The organism is Anaerovorax sp. IOR16 (assembly GCF_017168145.1).
Lineage (GTDB): Bacteria > Bacillota > Clostridia > Peptostreptococcales > Anaerovoracaceae > IOR16.
Window position 1 is genome coordinate 17,533 of record NZ_JADQTL010000009.1, and the last position, 22,216, is coordinate 39,748.

A 22,216-nucleotide genomic window follows, 5' to 3' on the forward strand; every position below is an offset into this window, starting at 1 on the left:
GAAACTATGAAAAAATGGATCCGGTTTTCTATTGTGGCATTATCCTGCTTATTAACGTTTGCTTGGATTACCTATTTAAAATATGACATTAATCTTTACGAATATTTACGATATTCTTTACCGTTAACAAGAAATGAAATTGCATATTTAAAAGAAAAAGAAACCATTGTATGCGGTTCGGATCAAAGTGCAAGGCCAATCTCATATGTGAATCCGAAGAACGGCAAGTATGAGGGCTTGATTATTGATTATATGTCTTTTCTATCCGTGGATTTGGGTGTGGATATCGAATGCAAACCGCTTGTCTGGGCTCACGTTATGGAGGAACTTCGCAGTGGGAATATTGATACGGCAGATTTATTCCCAAGTAAACAGCGTAAGGAAGATTTTATTTTTTTGCAATCCATATACTCTCTACGAGGGGTAGTCGCAGTTCAAAAAGAAGCAAAAAATATACAATCCATCTCAGATATAGCGCAAGAGAGAATCGCAGTGGTAGAAGGCGATTTTGTTATTGAATACATTAAGGATAACTTAAAATCAGGGAAGAAAATGCCGGAGGTACTCTTAGTTCCAGATATTGAAACAGGTATTGCTTTGTTGCAGAGTGGAGATGTAGCCGGTATTGCAGGTGATGAGGTTATCATTGATTATGGAATCAATAAAACGGAAGACATTTCAATACGAATATTGGATCAGCATTTATATGAAAAAAATGTAACTCTAGCAGTAAGAGAAAAGGAAAAAGCACTTCTTTCCATTTTAAACAAGGGGATATTAAGTCTAAAGAAAAAAGATATTTTATCAAAAACGCAACAAAAATGGTTTGGAATTTCAGCTCCGATTATTAAGGATAGTCTTTCTTATGAATGGATTTCAAGAGGGATATTATTTGTAATGATAATATTTTTGGTATTGATTTTTTGGAGTGATACTTTGCAAAGAAAGGTCTATGAAAAAACCAGACAATTGGAATTGAGCAAAGCGAATCTTCGAACGATTATTGATGCATTGCATGTTTATTTGTTTGTAATCAATGGGAAGGGTGAAATTATAGACTGCAATCAAGCAGCAGAGTATTTTTTAAAAAAAGGAAGAAATGAGATTATTGGAACTAATTTTTTTGAAAATTTGATACTCACGGAAATTTATGAAAAAGCAGCCATCGGTCAAAGAAAGATCAAAGAAAGATATTATGTTGTAACCGAACGGCATTTGGATGATTTATCGGATAGTAAGCTAATCACAATTGAAGACGTTACAGAGAAGCGAATTAATGAGAATAAGCTTCGTCAGGAAAGTAAAATGATAGCAGTTGGACAATTATCAGCGGGACTGGCTCATGAAATCCGTAATCCATTAGGATTGATCAAAAATTATATGTATGTCATGAAGAAATACGTTACGAACGATTTAGGAATGCATGCAATGCAGGTCATTGACAATTCCGTTAGTCGAATCAATCAACTGATTGAAAACTTATTAAGTTTTTCGCGATTGGGAAATGAAGCAGATACGATTACGGATATTGAAAAACTAATTTGGAGTATTGCCGAGTTGGAGGGAAAAAAATTAAGAGAATTTGGGATTTCCTTTCAAGTAAGTTGTGAATCATTAGGGTTATTATTTTTCAATGAAGAAGCTTTTAAAATTATACTGTTTAATTTAATTGATAACGCAGTAGATGCACTAAAGAATATTGAGAAAGAAGAGAAAAAAATATTCGTTACGGTACAGCGGATTGATGATACGGTGCGAATTAAAGTGCAGGACAATGGATGTGGAATAGAAGAGAGTAAGTTGGAAAATATTTTTAATCCCTTTTTTACGACGAAAGATAGTGGAACCGGTTTAGGACTTTATATTGTTAACTTTGAATTGGAAAATATGAATGGGATGATGCAGGTAGAGAGTTGCTTGGGTCAAGGAACCGTATTTGATTTAACCATTCCGGTAAGAGATGTTTCAGGAGAGGATTGCTGATATGAACATTAACAAAAGTTTTCATATTTTGGTGGTAGATGATGAAGTAGAGTATCAAACGGTATTTTCTTTAATTTTAAGGGAAAATGGATATCGAGTCTCGTGTTGCTCGAACGCACTTACGGCAATGGATTATATAAAGAATAATGAAATTAATCTTGTATTGACGGATTTAAAAATGCCGAACATTGATGGTTTAGAATTGATTCAAATGGTGAAGAACTATGATCCAGAAATTGATATTATGATTGCGACTGCTTATGGGAGCATTGAGAGTGCTGTAGAAGCGATGAAGCATGGTGCGATAGGATATTTTGTAAAGAGCAGTGACTCGGAAGCACTTTTGATAGATATTAATCGGATTACAGAAATCAGAACACTAAAAAAATCCAATGAAATATTAAGGCAGCAAGCATCGTCACCCGAAATATTCATAGACACCAAAAATGAAGAAGTAAAAAAAGTACTGGAGGTTTGCAAAAAAGCGGCTGATTCAAATATTAATGTTTTATTATTAGGGGAATCCGGTGTTGGAAAGGAAATATTTGCTCAGTTTATACATCGTTTAAGCAACCGAAGTGACAATCATTTTATTCCTGTAAATTGTCAGGTGTTCTCGGAGGGTATGATTGAATCCGAGCTTTTCGGCCATGAAAAAGGAGCATTTACAGGTGCTACCAGTAAACGAATTGGGCGGTTTGAGGAAGCGAATTATGGGACAATTTTTTTAGATGAAATCGGAGACTTGCCGATTGCCACTCAAGGAAAGCTTCTTCGTGTATTAGAGACTTGGAAAATTGAGAGAGTAGGGAGTAATAAATCCATCGATTTGAATCTTCGTTTGATTTCTGCCACCAATAAAAATTTAGAAGAAGAAATACAAAAAGGAAATTTCCGTGAAGATTTTTTATATCGTATTAATACGTTAACAATTACAATACCACCTTTGCGTCAGCGTAAGGAGGATTTAGAACGGCTGATTTCATTTTTTCTGGAGAAAATTCAAAGAGAACAAAAAAAGAAAATAATAAACATAGAAGAGGGAGTAAGAAACTTTCTAATGCAGTATGATTACCCAGGTAATATTAGAGAGTTAAAAAATATTTTGGAACGGCTGGTTGCATTAAGTGAAGGGGGAACCATTCGTGCAAAGGACCTTTTACCCCCATTGCAGCAGGAAACACAGGGAACAAAACAGCAAGCAGCATTAACACAAACTCTACGAGATGCCCGTTCTGAATTTGAGGCGGATTATATTGCGAGGGCTTTGAAGAAATATGATTCAAATATTTCAAAGACAGCTGTTTTTTTAGGAATTACAAAACGGCAGTTATGGAATAAGATTTCAGAGTATAACTTAAAGAATTAAAAAAGAAATAAATTACACAAAACAGTGAAATATTTTTCGTAAAGTGAAATAAATTTCACTGTTTTTTCTGTTTGGCATGGTTTGATTCGTTGGAAAATGAATAAATTTCTGTTTGGCATAATATTTGCTTCTTATAATAAGTAACAAAAGCGAAGAAACTCGTTTTTGTTACGGACATCATTGTATTTTTAAGCAAGGAGGAGCAAAGGTATGGATTTTATTAATGAAGTAAATGGAAAAATTAATGATTGGGTTTGGGGCCCGTACATGGTTTTTTTACTGGTAGGTGTTGGCTTATATTTAAGCGTTCGATTAGGATTTTTACAAATCTTTCGATTTAGCTATATCTATAAGCATACTATTGGTAAAGCATTTGCAAAATCAGGGAATGGGGATGGAGATATCAGTTCCGGTCAAGCAGGATTAACTTCTATTGCAGCGGTTGTAGGAACTGGAAACATTGCCGGTGTAGCAACGGCTATTTCCATTGGTGGACCTGGGGCATTGTTTTGGATGTGGGTAGCAGCTTTCTTTGGTATGGCTACAAAATTTTCCGAAATAACCCTAGGTATTCATTATAGAGAAAAAAGGGAAAATGGCAGTTTTGCAGGCGGTGCTATGTATTACATAGAAAAAGGGCTAAAGCAAAAGTGGATGGCAGTCTTTTTTAGTATTATGGTTATCATTGCATATTTTGTTATTGGTGCAATTGTAGATACAAATACCATATGTTTATCGGTTCAAGCGCAATGGGGGATTGCCCCAATCATAACGGGTGTTGTATTTGCAGTATTAACAGCAATTGTAATTTTAGGTGGCATTCAAAGAATTGGAGAAGTTTGTCAGTTTTTAACTCCAATTATGGCAGGGCTTTACATTTTAGCAGGAATTGCAGTTTTAATTTTTAATTTCCAAGAGATTCCGAAAGCGTTTGGTGAAATTTTCACGGGAGCGTTTAATGCGCCGAGTGCGGTTGGAGGTTTTACAGGTGCTACTGTTATGCGAATGATTACGATTGGTATGGCAAGAGGATTGTTTTCCAATGAGGCAGGTATGGGAAGTTCTCCGATCATTCATAGCAGTGCTCAGGTTTCTCATCCGGTAGAACAGGGAATGTGGGGCGCAATTGAAGTATTTATCGATACGATTATTATTGCAACCATCACGGGACTTGTTATTATTATTTCAGGTGCCTGGACGAGTGGAATATCGGGTCCAGAATTAACAATGAAGGCGTTTGAAGTGACCTTGCCAGGTTCAATTGGGAGCTACATCGTTATGATTTCTGCAATATTATTTGGATATTCCTGTTTAATCTCTGCAAATTATTATTGTGAAAAATCCGCAGACTACCTGTTTGGAGCAAAATCGGTGCTTCCGATTCGTGTTATGTGGGTTATCTTTATTGTTATAGGATCAATGGGTGGATTAGAATTTGTATGGGCATTGGCAGATACTGCAAATGGATTAATGGCAATTCCAAATCTAATTGCATTATTGCTTTTAAGTCCGGTTGTTGTAAAACTATCAAAAGAATATTTTTCAAAAGAAGAAGAAAAAGTAGATTTATAATTAAAGTTGGTATTATAAACTTAAATTTTAAACAAAAAACAGGGAAATATTTTTCCCTGTTCAGACTGTAGACAAGGATATCTCTATCTTTGCCTACAGTTTTTTTTACATAATGTAATACATAAAATATATGTATAAATACATGGAGGTATTTGCTTTATGATGGGTAAGAAAGATTTATTAGGTCGTGATCAATTTCAAATGGTAACCTTGAATTCTCTTGTTCCACAAGATCATATTATTCGTAAGATAGATACTGCGATTAATCTCTCTTTCATTTATGACCTTGTAAAAGATTTGTATTCTGATGTGGGAAAAGAAAGCATCGACCCTGTCGTCTTAATTAAAATTACCCTCATTCAATATACCTTTGGTATTCGATCCATGAGGCAGACCATTAAAGAAATTCAAACGAATGTAGCTTATCGATGGTATCTTGGTTATAGTTTAGAGGAAGAAATTCCTCACTTTTCTACCTTTGGTAAAAACTACTCTCGTCGGTTTCAAAATACTGACTTATTCGAACAAATCTTTCAAAGAGTCATTGCTGAAATTATGGAATATGAATTCATTAATTCAGAAAGCATTTTCATTGACGGTACACATATTAAAGCAAGTGCAAATAACCATAACAGTGAAAAAGAAACCGTTTTGGAATCCGTTAAATACTATGAAAAAGAACTAATGAAAGAAATTAACGAAGATCGCATTGAACGAGGAAAACAAGCTTGTAAAAAAAAACGGAAGCCAAAGAAAAGACAAAAGTAATCAAGAAAAGTACCGTAAATCCGGATTGCGGTGTATTTCATAAAGGAAAGCATAAGGTAGTATTTGCTTATGCTGCAAATGTAGCTTGCGATCGAAACAATTACATACTTGCTTTTCATACAAATCCAGGAAATGTACATGACTCAGTTGCATTCCCAAAGATTTATGAAAAAGTAAAAAGATATAAAGGTGTAAAAAATATTGTAATGGATTCCGGATATAAAACACCTGCAATTGCTAGAGAAATACTCAAAGATAAACGAATTCCTATCCTACCATACAAACGACCTATGACAAAAAATGGTTATTTTAAAAAACACGAATATGCTTATGATGAATACTATGATTGCTTTGTATGCCCAGAAAACCAAGTGTTAAACTATACTACAACAAATAGAGAAGGGTATCGGGAATATAAGAGTAAAGGAGAAATTTGCAAGAGTTGCCCTTCCTTATCAGAATGCACAGCAAGTAAGGACCATGTAAAAGTAGTCACACGTCATATATGGGAAAACTACATAGAGCAATGTGAGGACATTCGTCATACTCCAAAGTATCGAGATCTTTACAAACTACGGAGTCAAACCATTGAGCGAGTCTTTGCAGATGCAAAAGAAAAACATAATATGCGTTATACACAATATCGAGGGATTCAGAAGATAGAAATGGAACTGAATCTTCTTTTTGCGTCCATGAATCTAAAAAAACTAGCAACATGGATTCATAAATCTGAAAGAAGGAATCAAATGGCATAGAGATATCCTTTTATTTTTTCTTTTTTTAAAAGCTTTATAGAAAAAATAGAAAATACCTTGCAGAAATTATAAGAATATAAATTTAGCAAGGTATTTTGTCTACAGTCTGAACAGGGAAATATTTTTCCCTGTTTTTTCATGTATTTATTTTGTATAGTTATCAAAGTATCCTTGGATGTAAACAATCGGAGTTCCTTTGTCTCCGCTTCCTGAAGTTAAATCACAAAGGGAACCAATTAAATCTGTTAATCTTCTTGGAGTAGTTCCTTGTGAAAGCATCGACTCTTTCAGGTCATTGTCTTTTTTCTTAATACATTCAGAGATGGCTTTCTTTAATTCCTCTCCGGATAAATGTGCAAAATCATTATCAGCAAGATATTTTAGCTTTAACTCATTTGGTGTACCTTCCAGTCCGGAGGTGTATCCCGGTGATACAACCGGATCTGCAAGCTCCCAAATTTTACCCACAGGATCTTTAAACGCACCATCGCCATATACCATAACCTCAATGATCTTTCCGGTTGCTTCAAGCAGCTTTTTTTGAATACCGTTTACAAAGGTAGTACAGTCGTTTGGAAATAGTTTAATGGTAGTCTCAGTTGATTTATTAGAACCCAGAATACCATAATTTGTATTATAGCCGCTTCCCTCAACACTGCTGGTCAGAAGGTCATCCATACCTAAGATGATTTCACCGCCGGCTTCCTTTAGTAAGCGTTTCGTACGTGCTCTTGTATGAATATCGCAAGTTAATACCCTTTTGGTATAACTCAAAATCGTTCTTGGATTATTTGAAAAAATAACTTCTGCTTCGGCACCTTCTTCTTCGATTAATCCCTTATAATAATTAACATAATCCATACCGGTAAATGTGTGCTTTGATTGACCGAAAAGCGTCTCAAATTGTTCTTGAGTCAGAACATCTGTGTAAGGATCAATTCCTTTTTCATCCAGTTTGTCTATATCAATTAGATGGTTTCCGACTTCATCACTTGGATAGCTGAGCATTAATACTACTTTTTTTGCTCCTTTTGCAATGCCTCTTAAGCAGATTGCAAAGCGGTTTCTGCTAAGAATTGGGAATATAACACCAATGGTTTCTCCACCTAATTTTGTTTTTACATCCAAAGCCAATTGCTCTGTGGTTGCATAGTTTCCTTGCGCTCTTGCCACGACAGCTTCTGTAATTGCTACAACATCTTTATCGTGTAATTTGAAACCTTCCGCTTCTGATGCCTTTAATACAGTATCTACAACAATTGATTCTAAATCATCACCTTCTCGGATAATTGGCGCACGTAATCCACGGACGACGGTTCCGACCATTCTTTCCATATAAAACTCCCTCACTTTTCTATCGATTTTTCTTCTGCTTTTAAACAGATTTTTTACTGTAAAATAAATATTACTTTTTAGTATGGTCAATGAATTATAACCATACTCCATATAATTATAACTTAAAAGTTAAAAAAATTATTTTAAAAAATAAATAATCCAATCTGATAGACAACAAAAGCAGAAATCCAAGCAATGATTGTTTGAAATGTCATTGCTGCTAATGCAATACGGTAACCGCCCATTTCTCTTTTTACTGCGGCCATTGCTGCGACACATGGCATGTAAAGCAGGCAGAAGGTGAGGAATGAAAAGGCTTGAAGTGGTGTAAATACTTCAGAGAGCATGGAAATTACGGCACTTGTATCGCTTGCGTTCATTAAAACGGCAAAGGTACTGATTACTGCTTCTTTCGCCGTCAATCCGGTGATAAGAGCCGTTGCTGCTCTCCAGTCTGCAAAGCCCAATGGTTTAAAAATGGGTGCAAGCAATTTTCCAAGAGAAGCTAACATACTATTTTGACTATCGGTTACCATATTAAAACCAAAATCAAAGCTTTGCAGTACCCAGATAATGATTGTAGCTATAAAAATAATGGTAAATGCTTTAATTAGGAAATCTTTTGCTTTTTCCCACATATGCAAAAGTACTGTTTTAGGCGCAGGGAACCGATAGGAAGGGAGCTCCATAACAAATGGAACCGGTTTTCCTTTATAAATGGTTTTCTGTAGTAAGAGGCCATAAAGGATACCTACTAAAATACCCATAACATAAAGTGAAAACATTACTAACGCTTCGTATTCACTAAAAAAAGCTGCAGTAAAAGTTGCATAAATCGGAAGTTTTGCACTGCATGACATAAATGGAGTCAACAGGATGGTCATTTTTCGATCTCTTTCACTTGGAAGCGTTCTGGTTGCCATAATAGCAGGAACCGAACAGCCGAAACCAATCAGCATAGGTACAAAAGAACGGCCGGAAAGTCCGATTTTACGCAGCAATTTGTCCATGACAAAGGCGACGCGAGCCATGTATCCGCTGTCTTCCAGAATGGAGAGAAAGCAAAATAGGATAACAATCGTTGGAAGGAAGGAAAGAACACTTCCAACACCGACAAAAACACCGTCTATTACCAAAGAATGAAGAGCCGGGCTCACGCCAGCCGACTGCATTGCTTGACTGGTAAGCGCCGTGAATTCATCAATTCCCATAGCTAGTAAATTGCTTAATGCCGCGCCAAAAAGGCCAAATGTCAGCCAAAATACCAGCAACATAATTCCTAAAAAAATAGGAATGGCGAAATATTTATGTGTCAGAATATTGTCAATTTTTACAGAACGCAAGTGTTCCTTCGTTTCACCGGCTTTTACTACGGTGGCAGCACAAACTTTTTCGATATAAGCATAACGCATATCAGCCATGGCGGCTTCACGGTCTGTTTTTAGGTGTGACTCCATATCTTCTACTATATGGCCGATGATATCAATTTCCGGTTCCATCAGCTTTAGTGCAGTCATAACCGGTTCATCACCCTCTACAATTTTTGTTGCAGCAAAGCGAAGGGGAAGTCCTGCTTGTTTCGCTTCATCCACAATAAGATGTGCAATGGAATGTATGGCAGTATGAACGTAGCCCTTACAAAAATCAAGTTTTTTTGGACGTTGCTGTTGTTCTGCAATTTTGATTGTTCGAAGAGTCAGCTCTTCCGTTCCTTCATTCTTACTGGCAGAAATAGGAACTACAGGAATACCCAACTCTTCCTGCAATTTTGCAATATCAATAGAAGCTCCACTGGCACGAACTTCATCCATCATGTTTAAGGCCAAAACCATTGGAAGGTCCAATTCCATTAGTTGCAGGGTCAGGTATAAGTTTCGTTCAATGCTGGTCGCATCAATGATATTAATAATACAATCAGGTTTTTCTTGTAATAAATAGTCTCTTGTGACTACCTCTTCAGCCGTGTATGGTGACAACGAGTAAATGCCGGGCAAATCAATGACCGTAACGCCCTTGTGCTTACGAATGCTTCCTTCTTTTTTTTCTACTGTTACACCGGGGAAATTCCCAACATGCTGATTGCTCCCGGTCAATTGATTAAATAGGGTGGTTTTTCCGCAATTTGGATTGCCAATCAAAGCTATTTTCAAAGCAGTGCTGTTATTCATGATGACAGTTCCTCCACTTCGATTTTTTTTGCATCATCCAATCGGATGGTCAGTTCATAACTGCGTAAATGCAGTTCAATTGGGTCACCCATTGGAGCGACCTTACGTATCATAATTTTTGTATTGGGGGTAATGCCCATATCTAATAATCTTCTTCGCAGGGCACCTTCTCCGCCGATTTTACGAACAACACCGGAAGTCCCTACTTTAAGTTCATTTAATTTCATATGTGAATCCCTTTCTATGGATGTTAGCGTCTGCTAACATAATACTCTTAATACCCTCATTTTGTCAAGATAAAACAATGCATGACAGTCTTTGTCGGAAGAAATAAATTGTAAGACAACATCTAAGAAATAGAAGCATATGATAAGTTATATAAATGTTAGAAAGGAATGAGTAAAATGAATCCAATGATTATGGATTATGGTCCAGAACCATATGTAGCAAATCTTGAAACGATTTCAGAATTCAATGATAATTTTCGCTCTGCTTTATGGACCGGAGAACACCTACAGGTTGTCTTAATGAGTATCTTGCCGGGAGAGGATATTGGTTTGGAGGAACATCCTGAGCTGGATCAATTTATACTTATTGAAGATGGGAAGGGAACGGTAAAGATGGGTGATACAAAAGATGACTTAGATTACGAAACGAGTTTTTATGAAGAATATGCGATTATAATCCCTGCAGGTAAATGGCATAACATAATTAACACGGGGGATATACCGATTAAGTTGGTAACAATATATGCACCTCCGGAGCATCCTCGCGGTACGATGCAGAAAGACAAACCAAAAGAATAATAAGTGATACAAAAAATTAAGGCTGACAATTCTGATCGAAATGTCAGCCTAATTTTTATTACTTAATTTCACCGTGTGTTTCATAACGGGAACATTGTTTTATTTGGTTTTCATCATCTACAAATACAACATGTGGCTTATGTTCTTTTGCTTCGGTTTGATTGAGTTGGCAGTAACACATAATAATTATTTTATCTCCGGGCTGTACACAACGGGCGGCAGCACCATTTAAGCAAATCATACCAGAACCTCGCTCCCCGGCAATGGTATAAGTTTCAAAACGGTTGCCATTATTAATGTCTACAATTTGGACCATTTCATATTCTAAAATATTTGCAGCATCAAGCAAATCAGCATCAACAGTGATGCTCCCTACATAGTTTAATTCTGCTTGCTTTACAGTTGCTCGATGAATTTTTCCTTTTAACATGGTTAGGTTCATCTTTTCCTTCCTTTCTATTCTGGCCAATAAAAATTATCAATTAAACGGGTTTTTCCAATATATACAGCAATAGCACACAATACAGGGCGATCAATGATTTTAACTGGCTGCATGGAAGAGCTGTCTACAATGTTAATGTAGTCAATTTTAGCCAGAGGTTCTTTTTTAATCCAATCTGTCATAGTGGTAATTAGGGATTCGGTATTCCTTTCTCCCTGCACTAGACATTGTTTTCCAAGAGAAAGTGCTTGGGAGAGTATGAGTGCAGCTTTTCTTTCTTCGGAATTAAGGTAAGTGTTTCGAGAACTTTTAGCGAGTCCATCTTCTTCACGGATAATAGGGCAGCCGATGATTTCAATGTCAAAATTTAAATCTCGGACCATTCGCTGAATGATTGCCAATTGCTGTGCATCTTTTTTTCCGAAATAAGCACGATTCGGTGTTATAATGTGGAACAGCTTTGTAACAATGGTACAAACACCACGGAAATGACCGGGACGGCTTTTTCCGCATAGTTCTTCACCGAGTACTTCCATATTGACATAGGTAGTGTAATCAGAAGCATACATTTCCTCAGCAGACGGATAAAACAAAAGGGAAGCACCTGCTTGCTCGCAGAGTTGACTGTCCCAATTTAAGTCGCGTGGATAGGCTGCAAGGTCTTCTTTTGGCCCAAACTGTGTTGGATTGACAAAATCACTTACGACGACTCGGTCGTTTTCTTTTACTGCTCTCTCAATTAAACTTTTATGACCTTCGTGTAAAAATCCCATGGTAGGAACTAAGCCCACGGACAGACCTTGTGCCTTCCATTCTTTTATGAGTTGACGAACTTCAGATATGGTATTAACGATAGGAATCATATTAATTCTCCTTTTTTATAAAATAATGATAGTTATTAATATAATTTGTCAATAATGGAATCGTCGATGCAAAATGTATGCTCTTTTTGAGGAAAAGCGCCGCTCTGTATCTCTTGGATATATGATGCAAAGGCTTGTTTCATTTGTATACCGACATTCGTATATTGTTTTACAAATTTAGGGGTAAAGTCTGAATACATTCCAATCATATCTTGGTAAACCAAAATTTGTCCGTCACACCCTGCACCCGCACCAATCCCAATGGTTGGTATGGAAAGAGTTTCACTGATTTTTTGTGCTAGTTTTTCCGGTACACATTCTAATACAAGAGCAAAAGCACCTGCTGCTTCAACGGCTTTTGCATCATCCAGAAGAGCTTGTGCAGCTTCTTGACTTTTTCCTTGGACTTTAAATCCTCCAAAGGCATGAATGGATTGTGGCGTAAGACCAAGATGAGCCATTACTGGAATCGAGGAACGTGTGATGGCTTTAATTTCTTTGCAGAAAGTGGCACCACCCTCTAATTTTACGGCTTGTGCACCACCCTCCTTAATTAATCGGCCGGCATTGAAAACGGCTTGTTCTATGCTGGTATGGTAAGACATAAAGGGCATATCGGCTACGATAAGGCAATTTTTTGCACCTCGTGCAACCGCTTTTGTATGATGCAGCATATCCTCCATTGTTACAGCGAGCGTGTCCTCGTAGCCTAACATTACCATTCCTAAGGAGTCGCCGACTAATATACCGTGAATACCAGACTGATCCATTAATTTCGCTGTGGAATAATCATAGGCAGTGAGCATACTAAGCTTTTGTCCGGTTTTCTTTGCATCTTTAAAAGTGATTGCTGTATTTTTCATTGTTTTTTCCTCCCATTTTCTCAGATAACAGTTGTTCTACTTTTTCATAAGAACGATTAGGGTGTTTTTTTCTTGCAATTTCTAATAACTTATTTGATAAAATTAGGTAAAGCATTGTTTCTTCTTCCCCTAGGAAATCAAGATGGTGCAAAACAGTTGCAGCATCTCCTCGTTCAATTGGGCCGGTAAGAGCTTCTTTTAAGCTCGTTGCACATAACTTTTCCATATTTCCAAGCATTAAAGGATTAAGTGCTTGCTGGGCAAGGGAATCTGAGAACCCACAACGAATGAGTAAGTCCTGTGACATTTTTGCAAGAGCAAGCATTTGATTGCTTGCACATACCGCGGCTGCATGATACAGTGTCTTTTTTTCTCCGGATATAATTTGAACGGAGTTTCCTAAGCTCTCAAGCATTGTTTTTATTTCGTTCAAATAAAAAAAGGAGCCTTCCAGGGTAAATACCGCCCTTTGAAGCTCCTTATAAGAATCCATTCGACTGCTGATTGCATACAACGGATGCACGGAATAACCAAAAGCTCCAAGGGCTTCGATTCCGTCAAAAACCGATGCGGATAAACAACCACTGCAGTGACATATTTTTTTATTTTGAATCGACAGCTTTTTTATGTCATCCCATAAAATTTCAATTTCACCGTCAGGGACGGTAAGGAATAGGGTATCACTCACATCCAAAAGCGCTTTTAAATTAGAAAAAGCAAGCGAATTTGTAAATGCTGCTGCTGATTTTGCAGATTCGAAATTTCTGCTATAATAGCCGGTTACGTTAATACCGTACAGGCTGAAGTATTTACCAAGGGAAAAACCAACTTTTCCTGCACCGATAAATCCTATTTGCATGCGTACCACCTCCTAAAAAAGAGTGATACACCCGGTCCCATTCCATAGGATATGGGCTGTTTTCAAATAAAAAAATAATTCTGCTTTGGTATAGTTTCCGTCTGTTTTTTTGGAATACTACCCAAAAGCAGTATAGCATACGTTTTTTGCAGTTACAAGAACATATAATAAGGAAATATTTGTGTTTGTTAAAAAATAGACAAAAATAATTACGGCAAATTATAAAAAATATGTAAAAAATAATTAAAATATATTGTGTGAGTAAAAAAATACAAAGAAATAAAGTGTTTTCCATATAGATTATCGAAATATAAAGCAGATTACCGTGAAATCTAAAGATATATAAAAAGACTCGAGTTTGAATTTTCGGTAAATTAATGTATAATGGTTTACAATCATCATTTTGGGGTACATATATCATAATGAGAATGAAAGCGTCTCAAAATGATAAAAATCAAATTAATAAGGAATAGGAGGCGACGCTGTTGGCAATTGAGCAAATTAAGAGGATAAAAGAAGTAGAAGAGGAGGCTGACCAATTGCGCAGAAAGGCAACCGCAGAGGCAAAAGAAATGAGAGCGGAAGCAGAAAAAAAAGCGCAGGATTTATTGGAAAACGCTCGTCATGAAGCGGAGGATGCCTATAAGCAACAAATCGCAAAGGCAGAAGAAGAAGCAAAAGCGGCATATGATGTAACGATTCATAATGCAGAAAAGCAATGTCGTGAAATCATAACGAATGCCAGTGTGCATTTAGAAAATGCCGCAGCAATCATTGTAGGAAGGGTTGTGAGTTAAATGGCGATTGTTAGAATGCAAAAGCTTTCTGCCATTGGACTTGTTTCTGGTAAGGAGACCTTAATGGAACAGCTTATGAAGCTGGGAGTTGTTCAACTGAATATTCAGGACAGTAAGTTGAATAATGAAGATTGGGCTGACTTGGTATCGTTAGATGAAAACGATGCAGCGGTTGCAAAGATAGAGGATCGTATGGGGAAAGCATACCAAGCTTTAGAGGCAATCGCAAAATATGAAACCGTGAAAAAATCACTTTTTCATACCAGAAGAAAGATGCAAAGAGAACTCTTTCAGAAATTGGCAGAAGAGAATCAAACGGTTGAAAGTCAAATTGGACGAATCAACGAAGCGTTTGAAGGAATCACCGAATTAATAAATGAGGCTAACAAAATTGAGGTTGCAAAGCTCGCATTGCTTCCGTGGAAAGACTATAATTTGCCTCTAAACACAAAGGGAACAAAATATTGTGATCTAATTCGAGGCGTTATACCAGCAGCAGCCAGTTTACCAAAGCTCCAGGAAGCTATGGAAGAAAAAACACCTTGTTATGATTTGCAGTTAGTGGCAAGTGATGCAGAACAGCAATATATTTCACTTCTATATTTAAAGAAAGAAAAAAATGAAATAGAAGATGTTCTACGACAATTTGGATTTTCTCCAAGTCAAGGATTGGAATTTGAAGGAGAACCACAGCAGGCCATTTCTGCTTATGAACAACAAACGGAAAAAATTAAAGAACAAATACAAGAACTAGAGAAAAAAATTCAAAAAGAGCAAGATGGAAAGCATAACATCGAAGTTTATTATGATAGTCTTGCGATTAAAAAAGATCGAGCATTGATCCGGCATCGCCTTTTGGTAACCAATCGTACCTTTTACTTAGAGGGATGGACACCAAAGGTAGCGGCAGAAAAGGTAGCAAAGCTATTAGAAGAAAATAATTGTTGGTTTGAAATTACGGATCCGGATAAGGGTGAAGAAACTCCCGTTCTGATGCAGAATGGTGTATTTTCTGCCCCATTTGAGGCGGTTACAAAACTTTATGCACTTCCGGATTCCAGAGGAATTGACCCGACTCCATATTTTTCATTCTTTTATGCGCTGTTCTTTGGAATGATGCTGAGTGATGCGGCTTACGGTTTAATCATCGCCGCTGCTACGTTTATCATTTTAAAGAAGTATCCACTTGAGGGAATGATGGGACAGTTGATGAAGATGTTCTTCTATTGTGGAATTTCTACTATGTTTTGGGGAATTCTGTTTGGAGGATATTTCGGAGATATAGTTACGGTGGTTGCTAAGACCTTCTTTGATGCCGATGTGGTAGTACCTGCCGTATGGTTTAATCCATTGGATGAGCCGATGAAAATGCTTACATTCTCCTTTATTTTAGGGGGAATTCATTTATTCTTAGGAATGGGCGTGAGCGGATATATGTCCATTCGAGACGGAAGACCGTGGGATGCGTTATTTGATGTAGGACTTTGGTACATTCTTTTAATTGGTTTAGTTCTTTGGTTAGGTGGCAAAATGGCCGCACTTGTAGGACCGACAGGCACCAATATTGGAATGTGGATGACAATAGTAGGAGCTGTAGGTATTTTGATTACCGGAGGAAGAGACAAGAAAGGTCTTGGAAAGCTTACCGGAGGTCTTGGTAGCTTATATGGCATTACCGGATATCTGGCGGATGTTTTGTCGTATTCCAGACTACTGGCTTTGGGGTTAGCAACTGGTGTTATTGCTTCTGTTATTAATACCTTAGGCAGTCTGGCCGGCGGTGGCATTGGAGGGGCCATCTTACTTACAATTGTCTTTGTTATCGGTCATGCGTACAATTTATCTATTAATGCGCTGGGGTCATTTGTACATTCCAGCCGTTTACAATATGTAGAGTTTTTTGGTAAGTTCTATGAAAGTGGAGGGGAAGCCTTCCAGCCATTTTATGAAAATACAAAATATGTTGAGATTTCAAGGGAGGAAAACTAAATGATTACAGAAATGATTAGCACACTATTTAATGGAAGCTATGTTGCTATGTTAGGTGCCGCATTAGCTGCTTTGGCAGGTATCGGCAGTGCAAAGGGCGTCGGAATTGCCGGTGAAGCTGCTTCGGCAGTCGTTGCAGAAGATCCGAAAAAGTTTGGTCAGGCGTTGATTTTACAGGCTTTACCAGGTACCCAGGGTATTTATGGACTGTTGATTGCCTTTTTGATTATGTTAAAGATTGGACTTTTAGGTGGAAACGGGATGTTACCGGTCACTACAGAGCAAGGTCTTTATATTTTTGCAGCAGCTCTTCCGATTTTCATTGTAGGTATCATTTCCGGTATTGCACAGGGTAAAGCAGCCGCTTCTGCAATTATGTTAATTGCAAAACGTCCTGAGGAAATTGCAAAAGGTATGGTTTATACAGCTATGGTAGAAACGTATGCAGTTTTGGCATTATTAATTTCCTTCTTAATGCTGAATGGAATTCAGGTTGGCTAATTCTCTGTAGAAAAATAAGGATGTGAAACAATGGGCATTGAAAAAATAACAGAACAAATCCTAGCGGATGCCAAAGACGATGCCAGAAGAATTTTTGATAAAGGGCGTTATGATAGTCGTATTATTGAGCGGCAGGCAGATCACCAAATCAAAATTATGCAGACTGAGGCAGAGGAACGCGGCGTACATGATGCAAACACGCTGAAAAAGAGAAAGGACTCTGTCGCACAGCTAGAAGGGCGAAAGTTACGTCTTGGCGCAAAGCAGGAGGTCATTTCAAAAAGTTTTGATTTGGCGTTGGAAAAGCTATCAAGTATGGAAGAAGAAGCTTATCTTAACCTACTGGAAAAGGTCATGAACGAAACAGGAATGGAAAAAGGAGAAATTCTTTTAAATAAAAAAGATCGAAATTCGGTTGGTCAAAAACTAGTGGAACGCGTGAATAAAAAAGGTACAAATTTCACTTTATCGGAAGAGGTTATTTCCGCAAAAGGAGGATTTCTTCTTCGAGATGGAGCTGTTGAGGTAAATTCTACCTTGGAAACCATGGTCAATGCCGTAAAGGAAGCGGTAACACCTGAAGTAGTAAAAGTCCTCTTCAATTAAAAAATCCAGCGGAAAGGAGGAAGGACTTTGGGAAACAAAAATATGGATTATGTGTTTGCTTCCGCTCGGGTACGCAGTGTAGAAAAAAATCTTCTCAGTCGGGAGAAGGCAGACAAAATGATAGATAGCAAAACATCTGAGGACGCGTTAAAAGTCCTACATGAGTTAGGCTATGGAGAAGAAAACAGTGGTCTGAATCCTTCGGAATTGAATGAAATCTTATCTACAGAAATTCAGAAGGCATATGCATTTGTTTTTGATGTGGCACCGGATAAAGGCGTATTTGATACCTTCTTATATCCCTATGATTATCATAACTTAAAGGTACTGCTGAAAGCCGAGTTTTCTGACACAGAAGCAGAACCATTTTTAATGGACATCGGTACCATACCGAAATCAAAGCTTATGGTTATGGTGAGAGAAAGAAGCTTTATGGATATGCCGGAAGAAATGAAACGTGCAGTGCAGGAAGTTATTGATGTCTTTGGAAGAACTGCTGACCCACAAGTAATTGATTTTATTTTAGATCGTGCTTGCTATGAGTCAATGTGTAAAGCCGCAGACAATTCTGGCAGTGAGTACATTCGGGGATATGTTGCACTTCTGATTGATATAATTAATTTAAAAACTTTTGTTCGTTTAAGACAAATGAAGAAAAATTGGGATTTCTTTTCCAAGGTATTTTTACCGGGTGGACGCATTTCAGAAAGTGTATTCATTAGTGGCTATGAGGAAAGCTATGAGCAATTTGCAGAGAAACTTTTGCCGTATAACTTGAATGAAGTGTTGGCAGAAGGTGCATTGCTGTTAAAGGAGAGCGGTCGGTTTACGATATTGGAGAAGCTTTGTGATAATTGCTTAATGCAATATGCAAAGCAAGCAAAGTATGTATCCTTTGGCGTTGAGCCGTTGGCAGCCTATTTGATTGCAAAGGAAGGGGACATTAAAAATGCCAGGATTATAATGGCAGGTCTTTTGCAAGGACTTTCCCGGGAAATGATAAAGGAAAGGCAGAGGGAAGCGTATGTATAAAATAGGAGTCATAGGTGACCATGAAAGCGTTTTGGGATTTAAAGCGGTGGGACTAAATGGATTTCCTTGTGCAGACAGCACCGAAGCAAGAAGGATATTGCATCGCATTGCCAAGGAAGACTATGCCATTATTTATATCACAGAAAGCTTATGCAAGGGCATGATAGAAGAATTGGACAAATATAAGGATGTGCGTATCCCGGCAATCATTCCAATACCGGGGATGGATGGAAGTTATGGAATCGGGATGCAGAATGTAAAGAAATCTGTGGAACGAGCTGTTGGCGCGGACATTCTTTTTGGGAATGATGAAAGAGAAAAGGAAGGCAGGTGACCTGTGAAGTGAAGCAAGGAAAAGTAGTAAAAGTATCTGGACCACTTGTAATTGCAGAAGGTATGCAGGATGCAGATATGTTTGACGTGGTTCGCGTAGGCGAGCAGGGCTTGATTGGAGAAATCATCGAAATGAGAGGTGATGCTGCTTCTATTCAGGTATATGAAGAAACCGCAGGACTTGGACCGGGCGCAAAGGTAGTTACCACCGGAGCACCACTTTCGGTAGAACTTGGGCCGGGTATGATTGAAAATATGTATGACGGAATTCAGCGTCCTTTGGCAGAAATGTTGGAAAAAGCAGGGCCGAACATAACAAGAGGTATCAGTGTAAAAGCCCTTCCTCGTACAAAAAAATGGAACTTTGAGCCTTGTGTAAAAGCAGGAGATGAAGTAGAGACCGGGGATATTATAGGTACCGTTCAAGAAACGGTAACTGTTTTGCATAAAGTTATGATTCCAAATGGGATCAAAGGCGTGATAAGTGAAATCAAATCCGGGGAGTTTACGGTAGAGGATATCGTTTGTACAGTAAAACGAGAGGATGGCTCTGTCACTGAAGTTACAATGATGCAAAAATGGCCGGTTCGTAAAGGAAGACCATACAAAGAAAAATTGGTTCCTGAAATGCCTTTGGTTACAGGGCAGCGTGTTATTGATACGATGTTTCCGATCGCAAAGGGTGGTGTTGCAGCAGTACCGGGACCGTTTGGAAGCGGTAAAACGGTTGTACAGCATCAGTTAGCAAAATGGGCAGATGCTGACATTGTTGTATACATTGGCTGTGGAGAACGTGGAAACGAAATGACCGATGTATTGATGGAATTTCCTGAATTAAAGGACCCTAAATCTGGAGAACCTTTGATGAAGCGAACCGTATTAATCGCGAATACTTCCGATATGCCTGTAGCGGCTCGTGAAGCATCTATTTATACGGGTATTACGATTGCAGAATATTTTAGAGATATGGGTTACTCCGTTGCATTGATGGCGGATTCCACATCTCGTTGGGCAGAAGCTCTTCGTGAGATGTCCGGCCGTTTAGAAGAAATGCCAGGTGAAGAAGGATATCCTGCTTATTTGGCTTCTCGTCTTGCACAGTTTTATGAAAGAGCTGGTCGTGTCATCAGCTTAGGTAAAGAAGGCCGTGAGGGTGCGCTTTCCGCAATTGGAGCAGTATCTCCTCCGGGCGGTGATATTTCGGAACCAGTATCTCAAGCGACACTTCGTATCGTTAAGGTGTTTTGGAACTTGGATTCTGCACTTGCCTATGCACGTCACTTCCCTGCAATTAATTGGCTGAACAGTTATTCTCTATATGTTGATCGCTTGTCTGTTTGGTTTGCGGAACACGTAAATAAAAACTTCCCGGTTCTTCGGAGTGAAGCAATGAAAATGCTGCAAGAAGAAGCGGAATTACAAGAAATTGTACAGCTGGTCGGCGTGGATGCATTGTCCTTTGCAGATCGTTTAAAGCTGGAGGCTTGTAAATCCATTCGTGAAGACTATTTGCATCAAAATGCATTTCATGATGTTGATACGTATTCCTCATTAGAAAAGCAATATATGCTGTTGAATTTAATTTTGGAATTCTATAAGCAGAGTAAGGTTGCCATTGAAAAGGGTGCTGACTATGAAACCCTTGTTTCTATGTCAGTGAGAGAATCCATCGGAAGATTCAAGTATGTAGAAGAAAAAGAAGTGGAAGTTTATTATAAAGATATATTGAATGAATTAACGAAATGCGTACAAGATTTGATTAATAAGGGGGTAGAAGACGATGCTGAAAGAGTATAAAACCATATCGGAAGTTGCGGGCCCCTTAATGCTTGTGCGCAACGTCGAGAATGTAACCTTTGATGAATTGGGTGAAATTGAATTACCTAGTGGAGAAACCAGACAATGTAAGGTTTTGGAAATTAACGGAAGCAATGCATTGGTACAGCTTTTTGAAAGTGCTGCCGGAATTAACTTAGCAGAAAGCAAAGTTCGTTTTCTTGGCAGAGGCATTGAGCTTGGTGTATCGGAGGATATGCTGGGTCGTGTATTTGATGGTCTTGGACGTCCAAAGGATGGCGGTCCTGATGTCATTGCAGAAAAGTATATGGATGTAAGCGGTTTGCCGATGAATCCGGCCGCTCGTGACTATCCTGCAGAATTCATTCAAACCGGAGTGTCTGCGATTGACGGACTAAACACGTTGGTTCGTGGTCAGAAATTACCGATTTTCTCCGGTTCCGGACTTCCGCATGCAAACTTAGCGGCACAAATTGCAAGACAGGCAAAGGTACTTGGAAGTGATAGTAACTTTGCGGTTGTATTTGCTGCGATCGGGATCACGTATGAAGAAGCCGATTATTTTATTTCAGACTTTAAGAAAACGGGGGCAATCGATCGTACTGTACTATTCACGAATTTAGCAAACGATCCGGCAATCGAACGTATTTCGACGCCTCGTATCGCATTGACTGCTGCAGAATATTTGGCGTTTGAAAAAGGCATGCATGTATTGGTTATCTTAACGGATATTACAAATTATGCAGAGGCTCTTCGTGAAGTTTCGGCAGCTCGTAAGGAGGTGCCGGGCAGAAGAGGTTACCCTGGCTATTTGTATACTGACCTTGCTACTCTTTATGAGAGAGCCGGAAGAAAGAAGGGCTTTGAAGGTTCGATTACCATGATTCCGATTTTAACTATGCCGGAAGACGATAAAACACATCCAATTCCGGATTTGACCGGATACATCACAGAAGGACAGATTATTCTCTCCAGAGAGCTATACCGTAAGGGCGTAACTCCACCGGTTGATGTATTACCATCTTTGTCTCGTTTAAAGGATAAAGGTATTGGAAAAGGTAAGACAAGAGAAGATCATGCAGATACGATGAATCAATTGTTTGCTGCTTATTCTCGCGGAAAGCAATGCAAGGAATTGATGGCGATTTTAGGCGAAGCCGCGCTGACCGATATTGATAAGCTGTATGCAAAGTTTGCAGATGCTTTTGAAAATGAATACGTTTCACAGGGCTATGAAACAAACCGAAGCATTGAAGAAACGTTGAACACTGGATGGAAGCTTCTCTCTATTTTGCCTAGAAGTGAACTGAAACGTATTCGTGATGAATACCTCGATCAGTATTTACCTGAACAAGATGAGCAGGAGAAATAGAAGAGG

19 protein-coding genes and 1 pseudogene are annotated in these 22,216 nt (G+C 38.3%); 13 read left to right on the plus strand and 7 right to left on the minus strand.

Annotated features, from left to right (window positions below):
• Positions 1-6 precede the first annotated feature (6 nt).
• The 4 genes and pseudogenes from I2490_RS03665 (at position 7) to I2490_RS03680 (ending at position 6,447) form a co-directional block, all read left to right on the plus strand.
• The gene (locus I2490_RS03665) at positions 7-1,983 is read left to right on the plus strand and encodes an ATP-binding protein (RefSeq protein ID WP_206458434.1); all 1,977 of its coding nucleotides are present in this window, start codon (positions 7-9) and stop codon (positions 1,981-1,983) included.
• Between the two features lies 1 nt (position 1,984).
• Positions 1,985-3,352, plus strand: coding sequence for a sigma-54-dependent transcriptional regulator (locus I2490_RS03670; protein WP_206458435.1), 1,368 nt, complete (start codon positions 1,985-1,987; stop codon positions 3,350-3,352).
• A 210-nt stretch (positions 3,353-3,562) separates the two neighbouring features.
• Positions 3,563-4,924 (plus strand): alanine/glycine:cation symporter family protein, encoded by a 1,362-nt coding sequence (locus I2490_RS03675; protein ID WP_206458436.1) that lies wholly within the window; start codon positions 3,563-3,565, stop codon positions 4,922-4,924.
• 159 nt (positions 4,925-5,083) lie between these two features.
• A pseudogene (locus I2490_RS03680) lies at positions 5,084-6,447 on the plus strand (IS1182 family transposase).
• A gap of 144 nt (positions 6,448-6,591) precedes the next feature.
• Here I2490_RS03680 and I2490_RS03685 read toward each other — a convergent pair.
• From I2490_RS03685 to I2490_RS03695, 3 genes are all read right to left on the minus strand, one after another.
• Positions 6,592-7,782, minus strand: a complete 1,191-nt coding sequence (locus I2490_RS03685; protein WP_206458437.1) for a coenzyme F420-0:L-glutamate ligase — start codon at positions 7,780-7,782, stop codon at positions 6,592-6,594.
• A gap of 143 nt (positions 7,783-7,925) precedes the next feature.
• The gene (gene feoB, locus I2490_RS03690; RefSeq protein WP_206458438.1) at positions 7,926-9,950 is read right to left on the minus strand and encodes a ferrous iron transport protein B; all 2,025 of its coding nucleotides are present in this window, start codon (positions 9,948-9,950) and stop codon (positions 7,926-7,928) included.
• A complete protein-coding gene (locus I2490_RS03695) occupies positions 9,947-10,177 on the minus strand; it encodes a FeoA family protein (protein ID WP_206458439.1) in 231 nt (76 codons plus the stop codon). The genes feoB and I2490_RS03695 overlap by 4 nt, the downstream gene beginning before the upstream one ends.
• Positions 10,178-10,354: 177 nt before the next feature.
• On the opposite strand from I2490_RS03695, the gene I2490_RS03700 reads away from it, so the two are divergent.
• Positions 10,355-10,756 (plus strand): cupin domain-containing protein, encoded by a 402-nt coding sequence (locus I2490_RS03700; RefSeq protein ID WP_330634558.1) that lies wholly within the window; start codon positions 10,355-10,357, stop codon positions 10,754-10,756.
• Between the two features lie 58 nt (positions 10,757-10,814).
• On the opposite strand, the gene panD is transcribed toward I2490_RS03700, so the two are convergent.
• The 4 genes from panD to I2490_RS03720 are packed head-to-tail and all read right to left on the minus strand — an operon-like array spanning position 10,815 to position 13,783.
• Positions 10,815-11,198 carry an aspartate 1-decarboxylase gene (panD, locus tag I2490_RS03705; protein WP_206458441.1) on the minus strand — a complete coding sequence of 128 codons (384 nt, stop codon included), beginning with the start codon at positions 11,196-11,198 and terminating at the stop codon, positions 10,815-10,817.
• Positions 11,199-11,212: 14 nt separating this feature from the next.
• Positions 11,213-12,061 carry a pantoate--beta-alanine ligase gene (gene panC, locus I2490_RS03710; RefSeq protein WP_209010576.1) on the minus strand — a complete coding sequence of 283 codons (849 nt, stop codon included), beginning with the start codon at positions 12,059-12,061 and terminating at the stop codon, positions 11,213-11,215.
• 35 nt (positions 12,062-12,096) lie between these two features.
• Complete coding sequence (gene panB, locus I2490_RS03715; protein ID WP_206458442.1) at positions 12,097-12,924, minus strand: 3-methyl-2-oxobutanoate hydroxymethyltransferase; 828 nt, start codon at positions 12,922-12,924, stop codon at positions 12,097-12,099.
• On the minus strand, positions 12,899-13,783 hold the full coding sequence (locus tag I2490_RS03720; RefSeq protein WP_206458443.1) for a Rossmann-like and DUF2520 domain-containing protein: 885 nt from the start codon (positions 13,781-13,783) through the stop codon (positions 12,899-12,901). The genes panB and I2490_RS03720 overlap by 26 nt, the downstream gene beginning before the upstream one ends.
• Positions 13,784-14,268: 485 nt before the next feature.
• Here I2490_RS03720 and I2490_RS03725 point away from each other — a divergent pair, with 485 nt between their 5' ends.
• Genes I2490_RS03725 through I2490_RS03760 form a run of 8 tightly spaced genes read left to right on the plus strand, consistent with a single transcriptional unit; the run spans position 14,269 to position 22,210 of the window.
• Positions 14,269-14,580: a hypothetical protein gene (locus tag I2490_RS03725; RefSeq protein WP_206458444.1), complete on the plus strand. Its 312-nt coding sequence runs from the start codon at positions 14,269-14,271 to the stop codon at positions 14,578-14,580.
• A complete protein-coding gene (locus tag I2490_RS03730; RefSeq protein WP_206458445.1) occupies positions 14,581-16,569 on the plus strand; it encodes a V-type ATP synthase subunit I in 1,989 nt (662 codons plus the stop codon).
• Complete coding sequence (locus I2490_RS03735; protein WP_206458446.1) at positions 16,570-17,070, plus strand: V-type ATP synthase subunit K; 501 nt, start codon at positions 16,570-16,572, stop codon at positions 17,068-17,070.
• A gap of 30 nt (positions 17,071-17,100) precedes the next feature.
• Entirely contained in the window at positions 17,101-17,676 is a 576-nt protein-coding gene (locus I2490_RS03740) for a V-type ATP synthase subunit E (RefSeq protein ID WP_206458447.1), read from the plus strand.
• 27 nt (positions 17,677-17,703) lie between these two features.
• Complete coding sequence (locus I2490_RS03745; protein WP_206458448.1) at positions 17,704-18,708, plus strand: V-type ATP synthase subunit C; 1,005 nt, start codon at positions 17,704-17,706, stop codon at positions 18,706-18,708.
• Positions 18,701-19,042 (plus strand): V-type ATP synthase subunit F, encoded by a 342-nt coding sequence (locus tag I2490_RS03750; protein WP_206458449.1) that lies wholly within the window; start codon positions 18,701-18,703, stop codon positions 19,040-19,042. Before I2490_RS03745 ends, I2490_RS03750 begins: the two co-directional genes overlap by 8 nt.
• Positions 19,043-19,050: 8 nt before the next feature.
• Positions 19,051-20,838 carry a V-type ATP synthase subunit A gene (locus I2490_RS03755; protein ID WP_206458450.1) on the plus strand — a complete coding sequence of 596 codons (1,788 nt, stop codon included), beginning with the start codon at positions 19,051-19,053 and terminating at the stop codon, positions 20,836-20,838.
• Positions 20,822-22,210: a V-type ATP synthase subunit B gene (locus I2490_RS03760; protein ID WP_206458451.1), complete on the plus strand. Its 1,389-nt coding sequence runs from the start codon at positions 20,822-20,824 to the stop codon at positions 22,208-22,210. Before I2490_RS03755 ends, I2490_RS03760 begins: the two co-directional genes overlap by 17 nt.
• Positions 22,211-22,216 lie beyond the last annotated feature (6 nt).

Excerpts from the sequence above, each read along its gene's own strand:
- I2490_RS03665 (WP_206458434.1), top strand. The coding sequence starts at position 7 with ATGAAAAAATGGATCCGGTTTTCTATTGTGGCATTATCCTGCTTATTA.
- I2490_RS03670 (WP_206458435.1), top strand. The coding sequence starts at position 1,985 with ATGAACATTAACAAAAGTTTTCATATTTTGGTGGTAGATGATGAAGTA.
- I2490_RS03675 (WP_206458436.1), top strand. The coding sequence starts at position 3,563 with ATGGATTTTATTAATGAAGTAAATGGAAAAATTAATGATTGGGTTTGG.
- I2490_RS03685 (WP_206458437.1), bottom strand. The coding sequence starts at position 7,782 with ATGGAAAGAATGGTCGGAACCGTCGTCCGTGGATTACGTGCGCCAATT.
- feoB (WP_206458438.1), bottom strand. The coding sequence starts at position 9,950 with ATGAATAACAGCACTGCTTTGAAAATAGCTTTGATTGGCAATCCAAAT.
- I2490_RS03695 (WP_206458439.1), bottom strand. The coding sequence starts at position 10,177 with ATGAAATTAAATGAACTTAAAGTAGGGACTTCCGGTGTTGTTCGTAAA.
- I2490_RS03700 (WP_330634558.1), top strand. The coding sequence starts at position 10,355 with ATGAATCCAATGATTATGGATTATGGTCCAGAACCATATGTAGCAAAT.
- panD (WP_206458441.1), bottom strand. The coding sequence starts at position 11,198 with ATGAACCTAACCATGTTAAAAGGAAAAATTCATCGAGCAACTGTAAAG.
- panC (WP_209010576.1), bottom strand. The coding sequence starts at position 12,061 with ATGATTCCTATCGTTAATACCATATCTGAAGTTCGTCAACTCATAAAA.
- panB (WP_206458442.1), bottom strand. The coding sequence starts at position 12,924 with ATGAAAAATACAGCAATCACTTTTAAAGATGCAAAGAAAACCGGACAA.
- I2490_RS03720 (WP_206458443.1), bottom strand. The coding sequence starts at position 13,783 with ATGCAAATAGGATTTATCGGTGCAGGAAAAGTTGGTTTTTCCCTTGGT.
- I2490_RS03730 (WP_206458445.1), top strand. The coding sequence starts at position 14,581 with ATGGCGATTGTTAGAATGCAAAAGCTTTCTGCCATTGGACTTGTTTCT.
- I2490_RS03735 (WP_206458446.1), top strand. The coding sequence starts at position 16,570 with ATGATTACAGAAATGATTAGCACACTATTTAATGGAAGCTATGTTGCT.
- I2490_RS03740 (WP_206458447.1), top strand. The coding sequence starts at position 17,101 with ATGGGCATTGAAAAAATAACAGAACAAATCCTAGCGGATGCCAAAGAC.
- I2490_RS03750 (WP_206458449.1), top strand. The coding sequence starts at position 18,701 with ATGTATAAAATAGGAGTCATAGGTGACCATGAAAGCGTTTTGGGATTT.
- I2490_RS03760 (WP_206458451.1), top strand. The coding sequence starts at position 20,822 with ATGCTGAAAGAGTATAAAACCATATCGGAAGTTGCGGGCCCCTTAATG.